Source organism: Bacillus sp. EKM501B, assembly GCF_011800505.1.
Lineage (GTDB): Bacteria > Bacillota > Bacilli > Bacillales > Bacillaceae_G > Bacillus_A > Bacillus_A cereus.
The window spans coordinates 248,694-263,989 of record NZ_JAALFZ010000002.1 but is presented as its reverse complement, the minus strand read 5'-3'; the positions used below and the strand labels follow the sequence as shown (position 1 = coordinate 263,989).

Sequence of the window (15,296 nt, the reverse complement as noted above, 5' to 3'; positions counted from 1 at the left end):
GAAATTTCCTTTTCTGTTGAATAAAAAGGAAATTTCATTAGAATGTATAGACAACTACTCGTGCGTATATTAAGATGGAACTAGGCGAATAAGGTAATAATAAAAAGTAGGTAATTCATGGGAAAGGATCGATGAAAATGAAAACGCAAATTGTCATCAATGCCAAAATTTACACAGGTCAAGAAATAGTGGAAAACGGATTTATTCGTTACGCAGAAACCATTAAAGAAATTGGTTTGATGGCTCAATATGTACCACAAGAAAATGAAACTGTTTTTGATGCTACAGGGAAGATTGTAATTCCAGGTATGATCGATGTTCATATTCATGGTGGATACGATATTGATGCGATGGATGCAAATAGCGATGGGTTAGTAACTCTAGGTAAAGAAATGTTAAAAGAAGGGGTTACAACTTACTTCCCAACAACAATGACACAAGCTCCAGAGGCAATTGAAGCAGCGTTAACTGCTGCAAAAGAAGCAAAAGAAAAAGGAGCGCATTTCGAATATATTCACTTAGAAGGACCTTATGTTTCAAAGAAACGTGCAGGTGCACAACCACTTGAACATATCGTTCCTGCAAATATTGAGCAATTTAAACAATGGCAAGAAGCAAGTGGGAATTTAATTAAATTAGTAACATATGCACCAGAAGAAGAGGGAGCATTAGAGTTTGAACAATATCTTGCTGAAACTGGTGTAGTTGGCACAATGGGGCATACAGATGCAATTGATGAGCAACTAAAAAATAGAAAGATTACACATGCGACACATTTATACAATCAAATGCGTGGATTACATCACCGTGAACCAGGAGTTGTTGGTCATGTGTTATTAAATCCAGATGTAATGGTTGAAGTAATTACAGATGGCATTCATATTCACCCTGATATGGTGAAATTAGCATATAAGTTAAAAGGACCAAAAAAAGTAAGTGTTATCACTGACGCAATGCGTGCAAAGGGTCTTGAAGATGGATTATATGAGCTTGGCGGACAGCCAGTACATGTAAAAGATGGTAGTGCTCGATTAGAAGATGGAACGTTAGCTGGTAGTATTTTAAAAATGGATCAAGCTTTCCGAAATGTAATTGAATTTACAGGTTGTTCAATCGAAGATGCAGTACTGATGACATCAGTTAACCAAGCAGAAGAGTTTGGATTAAATAATAAAGGTGCATTAGCGGTAGGAAAAGATGCAGACTTTGTTGTGATGAATGAAGATTTACATGTATATGATACGGTTCGTTTAGGAATTCATATGAAGGAAGGGAAGTAATTAAATGAATATTCTTGTTGTAAAAACTCCAGAAGAACTAGCAGAAGCAGGTTATAAATTAATTGAAGAAGTTGTAAAAACAAAAGAAAATCCAACGTTAGGAATGGCTACAGGAAGCTCTCCATTAGGTATTTATGCAGAAATGCGAAAAAATAAACTTGATACAAGCCGTGTAACCACTGTAAACTTAGATGAGTACGTAAATTTACCACATGAAGATAAAAACAGCTATCACTATTTCATGCAAGAACAGTTGTTTGATCATCTTCCATTTAAACAAACTTATGTACCAAACGGGATGGCAAGTGATTTAGAGGAAGAGTGCAAACGTTACGAGAGCATTCTAGCTGCTAACCCAGTTGACCTACAGATTCTTGGAATCGGTGAAAACGGTCACATCGGATTTAATGAGCCAGGAACACCGTTTAATTCTCCAACAAACATTGTTGAATTAACAGAATCTACACGCCAAGCAAACCTTCGCTTCTTCGAAAAAGAAGAAGATGTGCCAACTCATGCGATTACAATGGGAATTGGAAGCATTATGAAAGCGAAACAAGTTCTACTTGTTGCTATGGGTTCTAAAAAGGCAGAAGCTGTTAAAGAATTATTGCAAGGTGAATATAGTGAAGAGTGTCCGGCTACAGTTTTACAACGTCATCCGAATGTAACCGTAATCGCTGATCAAGAAGCTCTATCTTTATGCAGTGAGGCGATTGCTGATGAACATCGACAAGTATTCACCATTTCCGATCTATTATCAGATTCAAGAGTGGGTGAAACAGCTAATTGAGGACGGCGAATGGAAGCCGGGAGATAAAATCCCATCTGAGAATGAACTTTGTGATAAGTTCGAAGTGAGTCGAATGACAATCAGACAGGCGATTAATAATTTAGTGGAACAGGGCTATTTATATCGGAAGCGTGGAATTGGAACATTTGTCCAACTTCCGAAAGTGGAACAAAAATTGCAAGGAATGACGGGATTCACAGAAGACATGATTTCTCGTGGGATGAACCCAAGTAGTCAATTACTTAGTTTCCGCCTAGTTCCAGCTACTGCGAAAATAGCAGACCGGTTGAGAATACAGGAGGGGGAATCGGTTTATGAAGTGAGGCGTATTCGCTTAGCTGATGATGAACCGATTGCTTTTGAGACGACATATTTGTCGCCAGCTCTTGTAAAAGATATTAACGAAGAGATATTGCAACAATCTTTATATGAACATTTAGAGAAAAAACTGGGCTTTAAACTTGTTAGCGCTACTCAGTCAATTGAAGCTTCCGTTGCGACGGAAAATGAAGCTGAACATCTGCATATTCCTAAAAAGGCGCCTGTACTTGTAATGCGTCAATGGTCATATTCAGAAGGTGAGGTACCGCTAGAGTACGTGAAATGTATTTATCGTGGAGATCGTTATAAATTTATTACGAATATCGCACGTAACAAATAGTATATTTCAGTTTGTGAAGTACAGTGGAATTGAAAATGGTTAACATGTAAAGAAATAAAAATACGACTCATCCTTATAAGGAATGAGTCGTATTTTTATTATGAGCAATTACGTGGTTAACAGCATCTTTGACGTGATTTACTACATAGTGAGCGTGATTTTTTACTGCATTATCTGCTTGTGACATAGCAAAACTGTGAGGAGTTAAAGAAAACATAGGAATATCATTGTAAGAATCCCCTATACAAGCAATTTCCTCAGGTTTTATTTGAAACTCATTTAATAAAACAGAAATGGCAGAGCCTTTACTAACATTCGGTGGCATTACATCTAAACATTGTTCTGCTGAGATGAAAGTACTAACTTTCCCGTGGAATTTTTCATCAATTTTTTTCTGAAGGAGTTGTAAGCTCTCCTTTGTTCCACCGACAGAAATTTTATTTGGGAAAATTGTATCATCAATCTTCTGTAGTAAGTTTGGTTCTTCAACAGAAGTCATAGTTACTTGTTGTTCAAGTTCTTGAATAAAAGGTGTTTTCTCTTCAATGTAATAATTATGCTCATCACTTACATAACGGAAATAAGGATCTTCATTCGTCATAGCTAACAAATCGGGAAGTATGCTGGAATCAAAAGTTGCAGATAATAGTTGTTTATTTTCATGTGTATATACAAAAACACCATTTACACTAATGCGATGAAAATTTGTATTTACAGCTTTCATTAAGTCTGCAATTTCATTATCAAGTCTTCCGGAAGCGAAGCAAAGAATAACATTTTGTTCGGCAAGGCTGCGTAGTGCCGCAACATCTTGTTCATCAATAAGACCTCCGTGTTGCATCATTGTACCATCGATATCACTTACAAACATTTTAATCATGCTGTTATCTCCTTTCTATGTACAGTTGCTCTTACATTATACGCATCATATATAAACATGTCTAAAAAATGAATTTTTATTAAATGGCAGATGTTTTACATTGACGACAAAGAAGAATATTCTGTAACATAAAAGTAGGCTATTTAAGTACGAGGGTGGTGTTATATGAGTAATTATCTAGAAATTAAAAAAGTTTTAAATAATAATGTCATCATTGCTAGCCATCCGGAACACGAGGAAGTAGTAGTGATTGGTAAAGGAATTGGATTTGGGAAAAAAGCGAAAGATGTATTGGAGCAAGAACAAATCGAAAAAATGTTTGTCTTAAAAAATGAACGTGATCGTGAACAATACAAATTATTAGTGCCGCATATTAGTGAAAAATTAATTGAATTGATGAACGATATTATGCTGTACATTCAAGAAAAAGCGAAATCTCCACTAAATGAACATATTCATATTGCGTTAACGGATCATATTTCATTTGCGATTAAAAGGTTAAAACAAGGACTTACAATTGATAACCCTTTTTTAGTTGAAACAAAAATGCTCTATCCAGAGGAATATGAAATTGCGGAAGGTGTTGTACAACTTTTAAATTCTCGTTTGCAAATTACATTGCCAGAAGGAGAAATTGGTTTTATTGCACTTCACATTTACAGTTCGCTTACAAATTCTGATTTATCTTCAGTTAATCAAAACTCCCGTCTCATTGCACAACTTGTATCTTTAATTGAGACAAACTTACAAATTACATTAGACCAAGAGAGCATTCATTATTTACGCCTTATTCGTCATCTTCAATATGCCATTGAGAGGGTGAAAAAAGGAGAAAAAGTAGAAGAATCGCAAAGTTTTGCTGATTTATTAAAGGCGGAGTATCCAGTTTGCTATAACTTGGCTTGGAAGCTAGTTAAGGTCATGCAAAAAGAGTTGCAACTACCTGTATATGAAGCTGAAAGTATTTATTTAACGATGCACTTGCAACGCTTAGTAAAGGCAGAGCATGTGTAAAAAGTCATATATTTTTGTCTAAAATGAAAACGTTAAAAAAAATGATTGAATCGCTTACAATAGTTATGTATAATAACTATTGCAAAGTTATACAAATTTCGACAAACACATTAAGGTGAGTAACGAAAACGTTTGCCTTAATTATAGTGAACTTATACGTAAACCTATTTTTGACACGTGTTACTGATTCGATCAGGCATGAGTGGAGAAAAGTAAGGAATGTAAGCTAGAGAAAGGGATATACTACCCTTTGTATAGCTATCGTTCTATCTTTTTTTCCTCATGTCTTTTTGGCGTTTGTCGGAAGGTATCAATATAGATAAGAGAGGAAGGGTTTCCATGTTTAAGAATATCTTTGGTGTTCTTCAAAAAGTCGGAAAAGCGTTAATGCTTCCAGTAGCGATTTTACCGGCGGCAGGTATTTTACTTGGATTTGGTAATGCATTTCAAAATCCACAGTTAACAAATGTTATTCCTGCTTTAAAAGCAGATTGGTTCGTAATGGTTGCAAAAATTATGGAACAATCTGGTGATATTATTTTCGCTAACCTTGCATTATTATTCGCAGTTGGGGTAGCAATTGGTTTAGCTGGTGGAGACGGAGTAGCTGGTTTAGCAGCATTCGTCGGCTACTTAATTATGAACAAAACGATGAGTGTGTTCTTAGAAGTAGATAAGCTAGTGAAAGTAACAAGTTCTGGAGCAGACCCAGTAAAAATTGGATTTGCAGATCCAGCGTATGCAAACGTATTAGGTATTCCAACGCTACAAACAGGAGTATTTGGTGGTATTATCGTCGGTATAGTAGCGGCATATTGCTATAATAAATACTTCAACATTGAATTACCATCATACTTAGGTTTCTTTGCAGGTAAGCGCTTCGTACCGATCGCAACTGCAACATTTTCTTTAATAGTAGGTATTATCATGTGCTTCATTTGGCCATACATTCAAGGTGGCTTAAACACGTTCTCACATCAAATGATTGATGCAAATAGAACAATCGCAGCATTTATATTCGGTTTAATTGAACGTTCATTAATTCCATTTGGATTACATCACATTTTCTATTCACCGTTCTGGTTCGAATTCGGTCAGTATACAAATGCAGCTGGCGAATTAATCCGTGGTGACCAAAAAATCTTTATGGCACAGTTAAAAGACGGTGTAGAATTAACAGCAGGTACATTTACAACTGGTAAGTATCCGTTCATGATGTTTGGTCTTCCAGCAGCAGCTTTAGCAATGTACCATGAAGCACGTCCAGAAAATAAAAAATTAGCAGCAGGTATTTTAGGTTCTGCAGCATTAACATCTTTCTTAACAGGTATTACAGAGCCACTTGAATTTTCATTCTTATTCGTAGCGCCAGTATTATTCGGAATTCACGCTGTATTTGCTGGTCTATCATTTATGACAATGCAAATTTTAGGTGTTAAAATTGGTATGACATTCTCTGGTGGTTTAATTGACTTCCTATTATTCGGTGTATTACCAGGCCGTACAGCATGGTGGTGGGTAATTATTGTTGGTCTTGTACTAGCAGTTATTTACTACTTCGGATTCCGCTTTGCAATTCGCAAATGGAATCTAAAAACACCTGGTCGTGAAGTGGCAAATGCAAATGACGGCGCAGGAAAAGCAGAAGCAGGCGAACTTCCTCGTGAAGTATTAGTAGCACTTGGTGGTAAAGAAAACATTGCTTCTTTAGATGCTTGTATTACTCGTTTACGTGTTCAAGTTAACGAACAAAAGAATGTAAACAAAGACCGCTTAAAAGAACTTGGAGCAGCTGGCGTACTTGAAGTTGGAAATAACATTCAAGCTATTTTCGGGCCGAAATCTGACACATTAAAATCACAAATTCATGATATTATGTCAGGTCGTACACCTCATGTTGAAAAAGAAGAACCTGTAAAAGTGGAAGAAACTCCTCAAAAAGTTGATGAAAATGAAACAATTGTATCACCAATCGAAGGAAAAATCTTACCAATTACAGAAGTACCTGACCAAGTATTCTCAGGAAAAATGATGGGAGACGGATTTGCAATTGAACCAACTGAAGGAACAGTAGTTTCTCCAGTGAACGGTGAGATTGTCAATGTATTCCCTACAAAACATGCGATTGGCATTCAATCTGAAGGCGGAAAAGAAATTTTAATCCACTTCGGTATTGATACTGTAAAATTAAATGGTGAAGGTTTTGAAGCGCTTGTAGCACAAGGCGACAAGGTGAAACAAGGCCAACCATTATTAAAAGTAGATCTTGCATTTGTAAAAGAAAATGCACCATCTATCATTACACCAATTGTCTTTACAAACTTACAACAAGGGCAACAAGTCGAATTGAAAAAAGATGGAAATGTTAAGAAGGGCGAAACCGCTATTATTGACATTCAGTAGGAATTTGACGCAAAATGTTTATAATTATAATAGGCGATGTGGTTGACCGAACATCGCCTATTATATACAATAGATGGTGTAGTACTCACGTCTATACAACTAAAAAATACTGTAATTTAAAGGAGATAAATTATCATGGAAAAAATCTTTAAAGTAACTAGCGACTCAGGAATTCATGCTCGTCCAGCAACTCTACTTGTAAACACTGCAAGCAAATTCGGTTCTGACATTAACTTAGAGTATAACGGAAAGAACGTTAACTTAAAATCAATCATGGGCGTTATGTCTTTAGGCATTCAACAAAACGCAGAAATTAAAATCACTGCAAATGGTGATGATGCAGCTCAAGCACTAGCAGCTATCGAAGAAACTATGAAAAACGAAGGATTAGGAGAATAATGACTCTTAACATTCAAGGGATCGCTGCATCAAGTGGGATTGCTATTGCAAAGGCTTTCAGACTTGAAAATCCTGAATTTAACATTGAAAAGAAATCAATTACAAACGAAGCTGCAGAAATTGCACGCTTAGACGCTGCGCTTGAGAAAGCAAAAACTGAATTAGAAGCTATTAAGGACCACGCATTTGCTGAACTAGGTGCTGACAAAGCTGCGATCTTTGAAGCACATTTATTAGTGTTAAATGATCCAGAACTAGTAAACCCAGTAAAAGATAAAGTAAATAGCGAAAAAGTAAATGCTGAATTTGCAATGGATGAAGTTGCATCAATGTTTATTTCTATGTTTGAAAACATGGATAACGAATATATGAAAGAACGTGCTGCGGACATTCGTGACGTAACAAAACGCGTTCTTGCACATTTACTAGGAATTAACTTCTCAAATCCTGGTACAATTTCTGAAGAAGTAATCATCATTGCTGAAGATTTAACACCATCTGATACAGCTCAGTTAAACCGTAAGTATGCAAAAGGTTTCACTACTGATATCGGTGGACGTACATCTCACTCTGCAATTATGGCTCGTTCTATGGAAATTCCAGCTGTTGTTGGTACGAAAGTTGTTATGGAGAAAATCCAAAACGGCGATATCGTTATCATTGACGGTTTAGATGGAGAAGTAATCGTAAACCCATCAGAAGAAACTCTTCGTTCGTTTGAAGAAAAGAAAGCGAAATTTGAAGAGCAAAAAGCTGAATGGGCTAAATTAAAAGACCAAGCTACTGTAACAAGTGACGGACATCACGTTGAGCTTGTTGCAAATATCGGAACACCAAATGATGTACAAGGTATTATCGATAATGGCGGAGAAGGCGTTGGCTTATACCGTACAGAATTTTTATACATGGGCCGTGACAATCTTCCAACAGAAGAAGAGCAGTTCGAAGCGTATAAAGCAGTTCTTGAAGGTGTAAAAGAAGGTCAACCAGTCGTTGTTCGTACACTTGATATCGGTGGAGATAAAGAGCTTCCATACTTACATTTACCAAAAGAAATGAACCCATTCTTAGGATACCGTGCAATTCGCTTATGTCTTGATGAGCAAGATGTGTTCCGTACACAACTTCGTGCATTACTTCGTGCTAGCGTATACGGTAACTTAAAAATTATGTTCCCAATGATTGCAACTCTTGATGAGTTCCGTCAAGCGAAAGCAATTTTATTAGAAGAGAAAGCGAAACTTGTAGAAGCGGGTACAACTGTTTCTGATTCTATTGAAGTTGGTATGATGGTTGAAATCCCAGCTTCAGCAGTATTAGCAGATCAATTCGCGAAAGAAGTTGACTTCTTCTCTATCGGAACAAATGATTTAATCCAATACACAATGGCTGCAGACCGTATGAACGAACAAGTATCTTACTTATACCAACCATATAACCCATCTATTTTACGTCTTGTAAAAATGGTTATCGATGCTGCTCATAAAGAAGGCAAATGGGCTGGTATGTGTGGTGAGATGGCGGGCGATTCACTTGCTATCCCATTATTATTAGGATTAGGTTTAGATGAGTTCAGTATGAGTGCAACATCTATTCTTCCTGCAAGAACACAGCTAAGCAAGTTGTCGAAAGCAGAAATGGAAACATTAGCAGAAAAAGCATTAATGATGTCAACTGCTGAAGAAGTTGTTGAACTAGTTAAAAGCATATAATCAATAAAAAAACCTGAGCCGATTTGAAATCGGTCTCAGGTTTTTTCTATGAGAAAAGTAAATCTTATTTGCTTACTATCGAGGATAAGAGACAGAATTAGATAGCGATTGCAACGATATCAGTTGGGCATACACGTAAAATACCAGTAAAAGTATTTCGATTTTGATTGTTCTTATCGTCTTTATTGTTATCTTTGTTATCTTTGTTATTACGAGCTAAAGCAGAGAAAAGAGCAACACCGTTAGCGAAACCTTCAAAAATTACATTATTGAAAGTGCCATTACCTCTAATGCTTAAAAGAGAAAGCTCTGTTCCAACTGAAATGCTAGCAAGTACGTTACATACAGCTGGTTGTTGTGGTCTAACTACTTCTCTCTCTTTCTCGCGATGTTCGCGATGGTCACACTCTCTTTCACGATGATGACAGTCTCTAAAGTTATCACAGCATCCAAATGATCCAAACATAATCCTCATCACCCCCTTCACACTTATAATCTATGTAAGTTCGGTAGTTAGTGACTGGACAGAGAGTGGAATTTTTTCTAGGGGATTTTCTCATTTTAAATGACTAGCTGGGTGTTTAGTATGGAATGATGTTTAAAATAGGGGGAATATAACAAAAAAATGTAAAAACCACCGAAATAAATGAAATGGGTAGCCTTTACACTTTTTTACTTTTATATAAAACGATGATATATACAGGAAGAGCTAGGAGTAGTGGCACAATGGATCGTGCAGTATGTTTTTCTGATTCTAATTGGAATGCTTCTTCTTTTGGAAATTGTAAAATGGAGATGTTTGCGGCATCACCAATAAAATATAGAAGCAGTACAGTTACTATGTAACATAAAAGTGCGATAAAGCTTCCGTATGAACTCAATGAAAATCCCTCTCTTGTTATCTATTTGTTATCATTGTATCATAATTGTAACAAAAATACACGGGTATATTTCAACACCTTAACAAAATTCGACACGAAACGTCACGTTTATTTATGAGGAGGGAATAGAATATACTTTTCCATAAGTATAAATGTCGAATGATTTGTAGTAATATTACAAAAGTATGACAGAAAATAAAAAACGAAGGCAACGTAGTTACCTTCGTTTTTTATTATTTTGCCCACTCACTCACTTGCTCTACGCTCATGCGAGGTGCAGGGTGGCCTTTTAAAGTTGATTCACCAATTGTAATAAGCATAATTGGAACGTAACGAGATGAAACGTTAAATTCGTCTGTCAGTGCTTGTGGATTGAAGCCACCAATAGCACAAGTATCCCAACCAGTTGCTTTAGCTGCAAGCATAAGTTGCATTGCTGCTAAAGATGCATTTGAAAAGGCAGCATCTCTTGGGAATTGTTCACGAGCATATGCAGATTCAATATTTTTAGCTAAGCGTTCTTTTGCTTCTTCTTTCATAAATCCTTGTTCTACAATTGGACCATATACTGGCTCAACATTTTTATAAGCTTCTAAATCGCCTAAAATAGCGACTACTGCAGAAGCATCAAGAATTTGTTGTTGGTTATAAGCTATTGGGTGTAATCGTTTTTGTACATCTTCGCCTTGAAAAACAAGGAATTTCCAGTGTTGTAAGTTCCAAGCGGAAGGTGCTTGTGCTGCGGCTTTTAAAATCTCATGTAATTCTGTAGATGAGATTTCTTTATTTGGGTTGAATGCACGTGTAGATGTGCGTTCATATAGAACGTCAAAAAAGTTGTCGTTTGTCATTGTATATCCTCCAAATTGTATATCGAATTATTTTCAAAAAAATAATATACACTACTTACATTTTGTAAGTTATCGAATTTAAGAATATAATATCTTTATTTTAATTGTCAAGTTTTAAAAATTAGCTAGGGCATTCATACAAACGATACAATTCCTACAATCATACACTAAAAAAGGAATTTATAGAGTGAAAAGCGAAGATAACATTCTCAATTAGCTTGTTAATATGTATCTCTCACAAATTAAAGTTTATTGGAGACCAGTCTTTTAAAAAAGTTTGTGAGGAATTCAGTAGAACAAGATATATGAAGTGAGTGAAGACTAGTGATGAACATACTACATTTTTTATTAGAGAATACGGTTTTCCAAAATGTGTTACAAGATCTGCAGTTAAATGTCCTTTATATAGAAAATGGATGTAAGCATCAACAAACGGTAGAAAATATCCATCCAAAATGTATGTTTATAGCAAATAGTTTTGAAGAGGGCGAACTATTATTTCAAAGAACGAAACCACACATTATCATTACGTATGTAACAGATTATTCTCAAATAAAATATATAAAGAATATGTATACTCCGCACAGTACATTCATTGTCATTTGGGATCAACAAATAACAAAAGAATTCACAGATGTACTTGCATTAGGAATACGTAATATTGTAATAGCTCCTGTAACTCCGCAAGCAGTGTTAGAGGAAGTGAATAAGAGTTTGTATCAACTTTCTTTAGTAAGGCAAGTTAGTTTGCAGCAGGAATTGCTTCAAACGATGTTTGATTTTCAAAATGATCTATTATTTATAGTAGAAGATGATGAAATAGTTGATTGTAATACAAATTTTTTAGCTTTTTTCGGATATGAAAATTTGTTTGCCTATCGTGAGCAACATTTAGTATTTGCTGAACATTTTATTAGAGAAAATGGATACTACTCGACGACGCATGATATAACATGGCTAGACGATACTTTATCTAGTGGTAGAAGAATTAAGATGTTAAATTATGAAGGGGCAGTATCTACTTTTCTATTACGTGCGACACCATTGCCAGAAGATTTATCAAGATTTATTGTAAAGTGCACGGAAATTACAGAATTAGATGAAATCTATCAAGAACAAGAAAGACTTGCTATGATAGATTCATTGACAGAGATTTATAATCGTTTAAAGTTTCAACAAATACTAGAGGTAGAATGGGAAAAGGTAATACGTAGTGATGAGAAAATAGCAATCATTTTATTTGATATAGATAATTTTAAAACAGTTAATGACACATATGGTCATGATTTTGGCGATTTAGCATTAATACAACTTGCAGAGCTTATGAAATCTAAAGTGGAGCAGCAACATGTATTTGCAAGATGGGGAGGAGAAGAATTCATTATATTAGTGACAAATACAGTAGAAAAGGAAGCATTTCAAGTTGCGGAGTCATTACGATTCTTTATTGAAACAAAGCAATTTACTGGAATTTCGAAGTTAACAGCTAGCTTTGGAGTTGCGTTATATGAACAAGGAACTACAAGAGAAGAATTAATGCAACGAGCGGACATTGCATTATATGAAGCGAAAAAAAATGGAAAGAATCAAGTATGTGTGTATAGAAAAGAAAAAATGTAATTTTTCGCAACAAATTGTTGCGATTTTTTTTTATTGTTTGATAATAGAATAGGGGGGATAATTTTTAGCGAAGGAATTATGGAGGATCAATATGATAAAAAAAGTAATGGTGATGGCTTCACTGTCTGCTATAGTTGGCGGCGGAGTATACTATTTTCTTGTTAGCCCCAATATAAAGGAAAACACTGTATTAACAACTAAAGTGAATCCTACTATTGAATCGGAAGTACAAGGGAATATAGAAGAAAAAGAAGAGCAACAAATTGATTATGCTAGCATATCTCAAAAATTAGATCAATATTTAGTCGGAAAGCAATTTAATGGAACAGTTTTGGTAACAGATAAAGAGCATGTTATATTGAATAAAGGATATGGGTATGCTGATGTTCAAAATAAAATAGAAAATACGCCTCAAACAAAATATCGTATCGGTTCTATTACGAAAACAGTTGTTGCCACATCTATTTTACAGTTGCAAGAACAAGGTAAATTGAATATTCAAGATAATGTAAATAAATATATTCCTTCATTTCCGGAGAATAAAAATATTACGCTATATCATTTATTAACGCATACCTCTGGTTTACCTGAACATGCGAAAGGAAATGTGAATGCTGCTTCCCGTTTACAGTTAATTAATTGGATTGGACGTCAAAATTTAGAATTTCCTGCAGGAACAGGTTGGAGATATACAGATTATAATTATATGGTTCTTGCTTATATAATAGAACATATCTCCAAAAAACCTTTAGGAGATTACATAAAAGAAAACATATTTATAAAAGCAGATATGCATGAATCCGGTATGGGAAATATGGTACCTGGAGATAAAAATTTTGCAAAGGGTTATGTGAAAAAAGATAAAGAGCTTGTACCAGCGCAGAAGTTAGGCATGGATTGGCTATATGGTTGTGGTGAGATGTATACGACAGTTGGAGATATGAAGAAGTTAGACGAAGCAATTATAAATGGAAAACTTCTTTCTGAACAAAGTATACAAGCAATGTTTTCGCCTTCAGCAGAACGGAAATATGCATTTAGTTTTTATATATATCCAGATTATTTTCATAATCATGGTGTGTTATCTGGTTGGAACACTTTCAATAATTTTAATAAAGAAAAAGGAATTTTTGTTATGTTATTTTCAAATGTGAAAAATAGTATGGATGATGACTTTAATAAAGAGTTCCGAAAGATGGTAAATGATTTATTAGAACAAAGGGGATGAGAAAATGGAACATAAAACTGTATCAATAGGTTTCATTGGTATTGGCGTAATGGGAAAAAGTATGGTTTATCACTTAATGCAAGATGGTCATAAAGTATATGTATATAATAGAACGAAAGCAAAAACAGATTCTTTAGTGCAAGCTGGTGCAAATTGGTGTAATACGCCAAAAGAGTTAGTGAAGCAAGTTGATATTGTAATGACAATGGTTGGATATCCACATGATGTAGAAGAAGTGTATTTTGGTATAGAAGGAATTATAGAACATGCAAAAGAAGGTACGATAGCAATTGACTTTACGACATCTACACCTACTTTAGCAAAACGTATTAATGAAGTTGCAAAAAGCAAAAAAATATATACGTTAGATGCACCTGTCTCAGGAGGAGATGTTGGCGCGAAAGAAGCAAAACTCGCAATTATGGTAGGTGGAGAGAAAGAAATATATGATAGATGCTTACCTTTACTTGAAAAGTTAGGAACAAACATTCAATTACAAGGACCAGCTGGGAGTGGACAACATACAAAAATGTGCAATCAAATTGCCATTGCTTCCAATATGATTGGAGTATGTGAAGCTGTTGCTTACGCGAAGAAGGCTGGACTGAATCCAGATAAAGTGTTAGAGAGTATTTCAACAGGAGCAGCAGGTAGCTGGTCATTAAGTAATTTAGCTCCTCGAATGTTAAAAGGAGACTTTGAGCCAGGATTTTATGTAAAGCATTTTATGAAAGATATGAAAATTGCTTTAGAGGAAGCAGAAAAATTACAATTACCAGTCCCAGGCTTAAGTTTGGCGAAAGAATTGTATGAAGAGTTAATTAAGGATGGCGAAGAAAATAGTGGAACACAAGTATTATATAAAAAATATATAAGGGGGTAAACGAGGTGGACCTTCAAAAGTTTGATGAGATGATTGATACTGTACAGCGAGCTACTTGTATGCAAATTAATGAAAGACAAAAAGAAGCTTTTAAACAAAAATATGATTTTGAACCAGAATTTGAATATGGAAGAGATGAGAAGGGGCATTATGTAATTCGAACCTCAAAAAAGATGTTAGAAGAAATGGAGTTTTATTTAGCATTGAAATATGATCGTGATGGAGTGGATCTTTATATGCAAGCTGAGATTGACGGCATATTTTATGTATCTATTAGCTATGGTGAAGATGCCCTACATCTACAAGAATTGTTTCAATTTCTAGAAGAAAATAAATAAAAGTCCTCAAATGAGGACTTTTATTTATTTAGTCATCTTTAATTTTTATAATTATAAGTTAGAAGCCCGGCGGCATCGTTCAACCGGGAACGGGATAATTTGTGCGATGTGATTAGGGCCAAATTGTTTTGTACGAGCATGGCGTATTATATAAAAAGCACACAGAATTGAAACAGGAATAGCGCCGAATAAACCAAATAATAAAGCGCTTACACAAGATGCGACAAATCCTAAAACACCAATTTCTAACTCTTCCATAATAGCTCCTAAAATAACAGGAAATGCTCCACATGTAACTCCAAGTATAAGTGCGATAAGTAAGCTCATGATTATCCCCCTCTGTTTGCGATATT

The 15,296-nt window shown here is 35.2% G+C and carries 16 protein-coding genes; 11 read left to right on the top strand and 5 right to left on the bottom strand.

The window, feature by feature from the left end; all coding sequences use genetic code 11:
• Positions 1 to 137: 137 nt before the first annotated feature.
• From nagA to phnF, 3 genes are read left to right on the top strand one after another with little or no spacing between them, the layout of a single operon-like run.
• Positions 138 to 1,280: an N-acetylglucosamine-6-phosphate deacetylase gene (gene nagA, locus HFD78_RS06035; RefSeq protein WP_002103552.1), complete on the top strand. Its 1,143-nt coding sequence runs from the start codon at positions 138 to 140 to the stop codon at positions 1,278 to 1,280.
• A 4-nt stretch (positions 1,281 to 1,284) separates the two neighbouring features.
• Positions 1,285 to 2,073: a glucosamine-6-phosphate deaminase gene (nagB, locus tag HFD78_RS06030; RefSeq protein ID WP_001024210.1), complete on the top strand. Its 789-nt coding sequence runs from the start codon at positions 1,285 to 1,287 to the stop codon at positions 2,071 to 2,073.
• Positions 2,003 to 2,734: a phosphonate metabolism transcriptional regulator PhnF gene (gene phnF, locus HFD78_RS06025; protein WP_021727649.1), complete on the top strand. Its 732-nt coding sequence runs from the start codon at positions 2,003 to 2,005 to the stop codon at positions 2,732 to 2,734. Before nagB ends, phnF begins: the two co-directional genes overlap by 71 nt.
• A gap of 73 nt (positions 2,735 to 2,807) precedes the next feature.
• Here the strand turns inward: phnF and HFD78_RS06020 are convergent, their stop codons facing one another.
• The gene (locus HFD78_RS06020) at positions 2,808 to 3,614 is read right to left on the bottom strand and encodes a Cof-type HAD-IIB family hydrolase (RefSeq protein ID WP_000594245.1); all 807 of its coding nucleotides are present in this window, start codon (positions 3,612 to 3,614) and stop codon (positions 2,808 to 2,810) included.
• Positions 3,615 to 3,779: 165 nt separating this feature from the next.
• Here HFD78_RS06020 and glcT point away from each other — a divergent pair, with 165 nt between their 5' ends.
• The 4 genes from glcT (at position 3,780) to ptsP (ending at position 9,142) form a co-directional block, all read left to right on the top strand.
• Positions 3,780 to 4,628 (top strand): glucose PTS transporter transcription antiterminator GlcT, encoded by an 849-nt coding sequence (gene glcT, locus HFD78_RS06015; RefSeq protein ID WP_000073854.1) that lies wholly within the window; start codon positions 3,780 to 3,782, stop codon positions 4,626 to 4,628.
• 339 nt (positions 4,629 to 4,967) lie between these two features.
• On the top strand, positions 4,968 to 7,031 hold the full coding sequence (gene ptsG, locus HFD78_RS06010) for a PTS glucose transporter subunit IIABC (protein ID WP_000475797.1): 2,064 nt from the start codon (positions 4,968 to 4,970) through the stop codon (positions 7,029 to 7,031).
• A gap of 135 nt (positions 7,032 to 7,166) precedes the next feature.
• On the top strand, positions 7,167 to 7,430 hold the full coding sequence (ptsH, locus tag HFD78_RS06005; protein WP_000411080.1) for a phosphocarrier protein HPr: 264 nt from the start codon (positions 7,167 to 7,169) through the stop codon (positions 7,428 to 7,430).
• The gene (ptsP, locus tag HFD78_RS06000) at positions 7,430 to 9,142 is read left to right on the top strand and encodes a phosphoenolpyruvate--protein phosphotransferase (protein WP_000174207.1); all 1,713 of its coding nucleotides are present in this window, start codon (positions 7,430 to 7,432) and stop codon (positions 9,140 to 9,142) included. Before ptsH ends, ptsP begins: the two co-directional genes overlap by 1 nt.
• Positions 9,143 to 9,239: 97 nt before the next feature.
• On the opposite strand, the gene HFD78_RS05995 is transcribed toward ptsP, so the two are convergent.
• The 3 genes from HFD78_RS05995 to HFD78_RS05985 all read right to left on the bottom strand — a co-directional run bounded on the left by HFD78_RS05995 (position 9,240) and on the right by HFD78_RS05985 (position 10,874).
• Positions 9,240 to 9,608 carry a DUF3915 domain-containing protein gene (locus HFD78_RS05995; protein ID WP_000468039.1) on the bottom strand — a complete coding sequence of 123 codons (369 nt, stop codon included), beginning with the start codon at positions 9,606 to 9,608 and terminating at the stop codon, positions 9,240 to 9,242.
• Positions 9,609 to 9,804: 196 nt separating this feature from the next.
• On the bottom strand, positions 9,805 to 10,023 hold the full coding sequence (locus HFD78_RS05990; protein WP_000100485.1) for a hypothetical protein: 219 nt from the start codon (positions 10,021 to 10,023) through the stop codon (positions 9,805 to 9,807).
• Between the two features lie 233 nt (positions 10,024 to 10,256).
• Positions 10,257 to 10,874: a nitroreductase family protein gene (locus HFD78_RS05985; protein WP_000180372.1), complete on the bottom strand. Its 618-nt coding sequence runs from the start codon at positions 10,872 to 10,874 to the stop codon at positions 10,257 to 10,259.
• A 327-nt stretch (positions 10,875 to 11,201) separates the two neighbouring features.
• Here HFD78_RS05985 and HFD78_RS05980 point away from each other — a divergent pair, with 327 nt between their 5' ends.
• The 4 genes from HFD78_RS05980 (at position 11,202) to HFD78_RS05965 (ending at position 14,943) form a co-directional block, all read left to right on the top strand.
• Positions 11,202 to 12,494: a GGDEF domain-containing protein gene (locus HFD78_RS05980; protein ID WP_001023189.1), complete on the top strand. Its 1,293-nt coding sequence runs from the start codon at positions 11,202 to 11,204 to the stop codon at positions 12,492 to 12,494.
• 91 nt (positions 12,495 to 12,585) lie between these two features.
• Entirely contained in the window at positions 12,586 to 13,722 is a 1,137-nt protein-coding gene (locus HFD78_RS05975) for a serine hydrolase (protein ID WP_000592898.1), read from the top strand.
• A 4-nt stretch (positions 13,723 to 13,726) separates the two neighbouring features.
• Positions 13,727 to 14,605, top strand: a complete 879-nt coding sequence (locus HFD78_RS05970; RefSeq protein WP_000400473.1) for an NAD(P)-dependent oxidoreductase — start codon at positions 13,727 to 13,729, stop codon at positions 14,603 to 14,605.
• A gap of 5 nt (positions 14,606 to 14,610) precedes the next feature.
• A complete protein-coding gene (locus HFD78_RS05965; protein WP_000365624.1) occupies positions 14,611 to 14,943 on the top strand; it encodes a DUF3909 family protein in 333 nt (110 codons plus the stop codon).
• Between the two features lie 51 nt (positions 14,944 to 14,994).
• Here the strand turns inward: HFD78_RS05965 and HFD78_RS05960 are convergent, their stop codons facing one another.
• Entirely contained in the window at positions 14,995 to 15,270 is a 276-nt protein-coding gene (locus HFD78_RS05960) for a hypothetical protein (RefSeq protein WP_000054659.1), read from the bottom strand.
• Positions 15,271 to 15,296 lie beyond the last annotated feature (26 nt).

Coding starts and splice junctions, on each gene's coding strand:
- HFD78_RS06020 (WP_000594245.1), bottom strand. CDS start 3,614: ATGATTAAAATGTTTGTAAGTGATATCGATGGTACAATGATGCAACAC.
- HFD78_RS05970 (WP_000400473.1), top strand. CDS start 13,727: ATGGAACATAAAACTGTATCAATAGGTTTCATTGGTATTGGCGTAATG.
- ptsP (WP_000174207.1), top strand. CDS start 7,430: ATGACTCTTAACATTCAAGGGATCGCTGCATCAAGTGGGATTGCTATT.
- HFD78_RS05985 (WP_000180372.1), bottom strand. CDS start 10,874: ATGACAAACGACAACTTTTTTGACGTTCTATATGAACGCACATCTACA.
- nagB (WP_001024210.1), top strand. CDS start 1,285: ATGAATATTCTTGTTGTAAAAACTCCAGAAGAACTAGCAGAAGCAGGT.
- HFD78_RS05960 (WP_000054659.1), bottom strand. CDS start 15,270: ATGAGCTTACTTATCGCACTTATACTTGGAGTTACATGTGGAGCATTT.
- HFD78_RS05995 (WP_000468039.1), bottom strand. CDS start 9,608: ATGTTTGGATCATTTGGATGCTGTGATAACTTTAGAGACTGTCATCAT.
- nagA (WP_002103552.1), top strand. CDS start 138: ATGAAAACGCAAATTGTCATCAATGCCAAAATTTACACAGGTCAAGAA.
- HFD78_RS05980 (WP_001023189.1), top strand. CDS start 11,202: ATGAACATACTACATTTTTTATTAGAGAATACGGTTTTCCAAAATGTG.
- HFD78_RS05975 (WP_000592898.1), top strand. CDS start 12,586: ATGATAAAAAAAGTAATGGTGATGGCTTCACTGTCTGCTATAGTTGGC.
- ptsH (WP_000411080.1), top strand. CDS start 7,167: ATGGAAAAAATCTTTAAAGTAACTAGCGACTCAGGAATTCATGCTCGT.
- glcT (WP_000073854.1), top strand. CDS start 3,780: ATGAGTAATTATCTAGAAATTAAAAAAGTTTTAAATAATAATGTCATC.
- phnF (WP_021727649.1), top strand. CDS start 2,003: ATGAACATCGACAAGTATTCACCATTTCCGATCTATTATCAGATTCAA.
- ptsG (WP_000475797.1), top strand. CDS start 4,968: ATGTTTAAGAATATCTTTGGTGTTCTTCAAAAAGTCGGAAAAGCGTTA.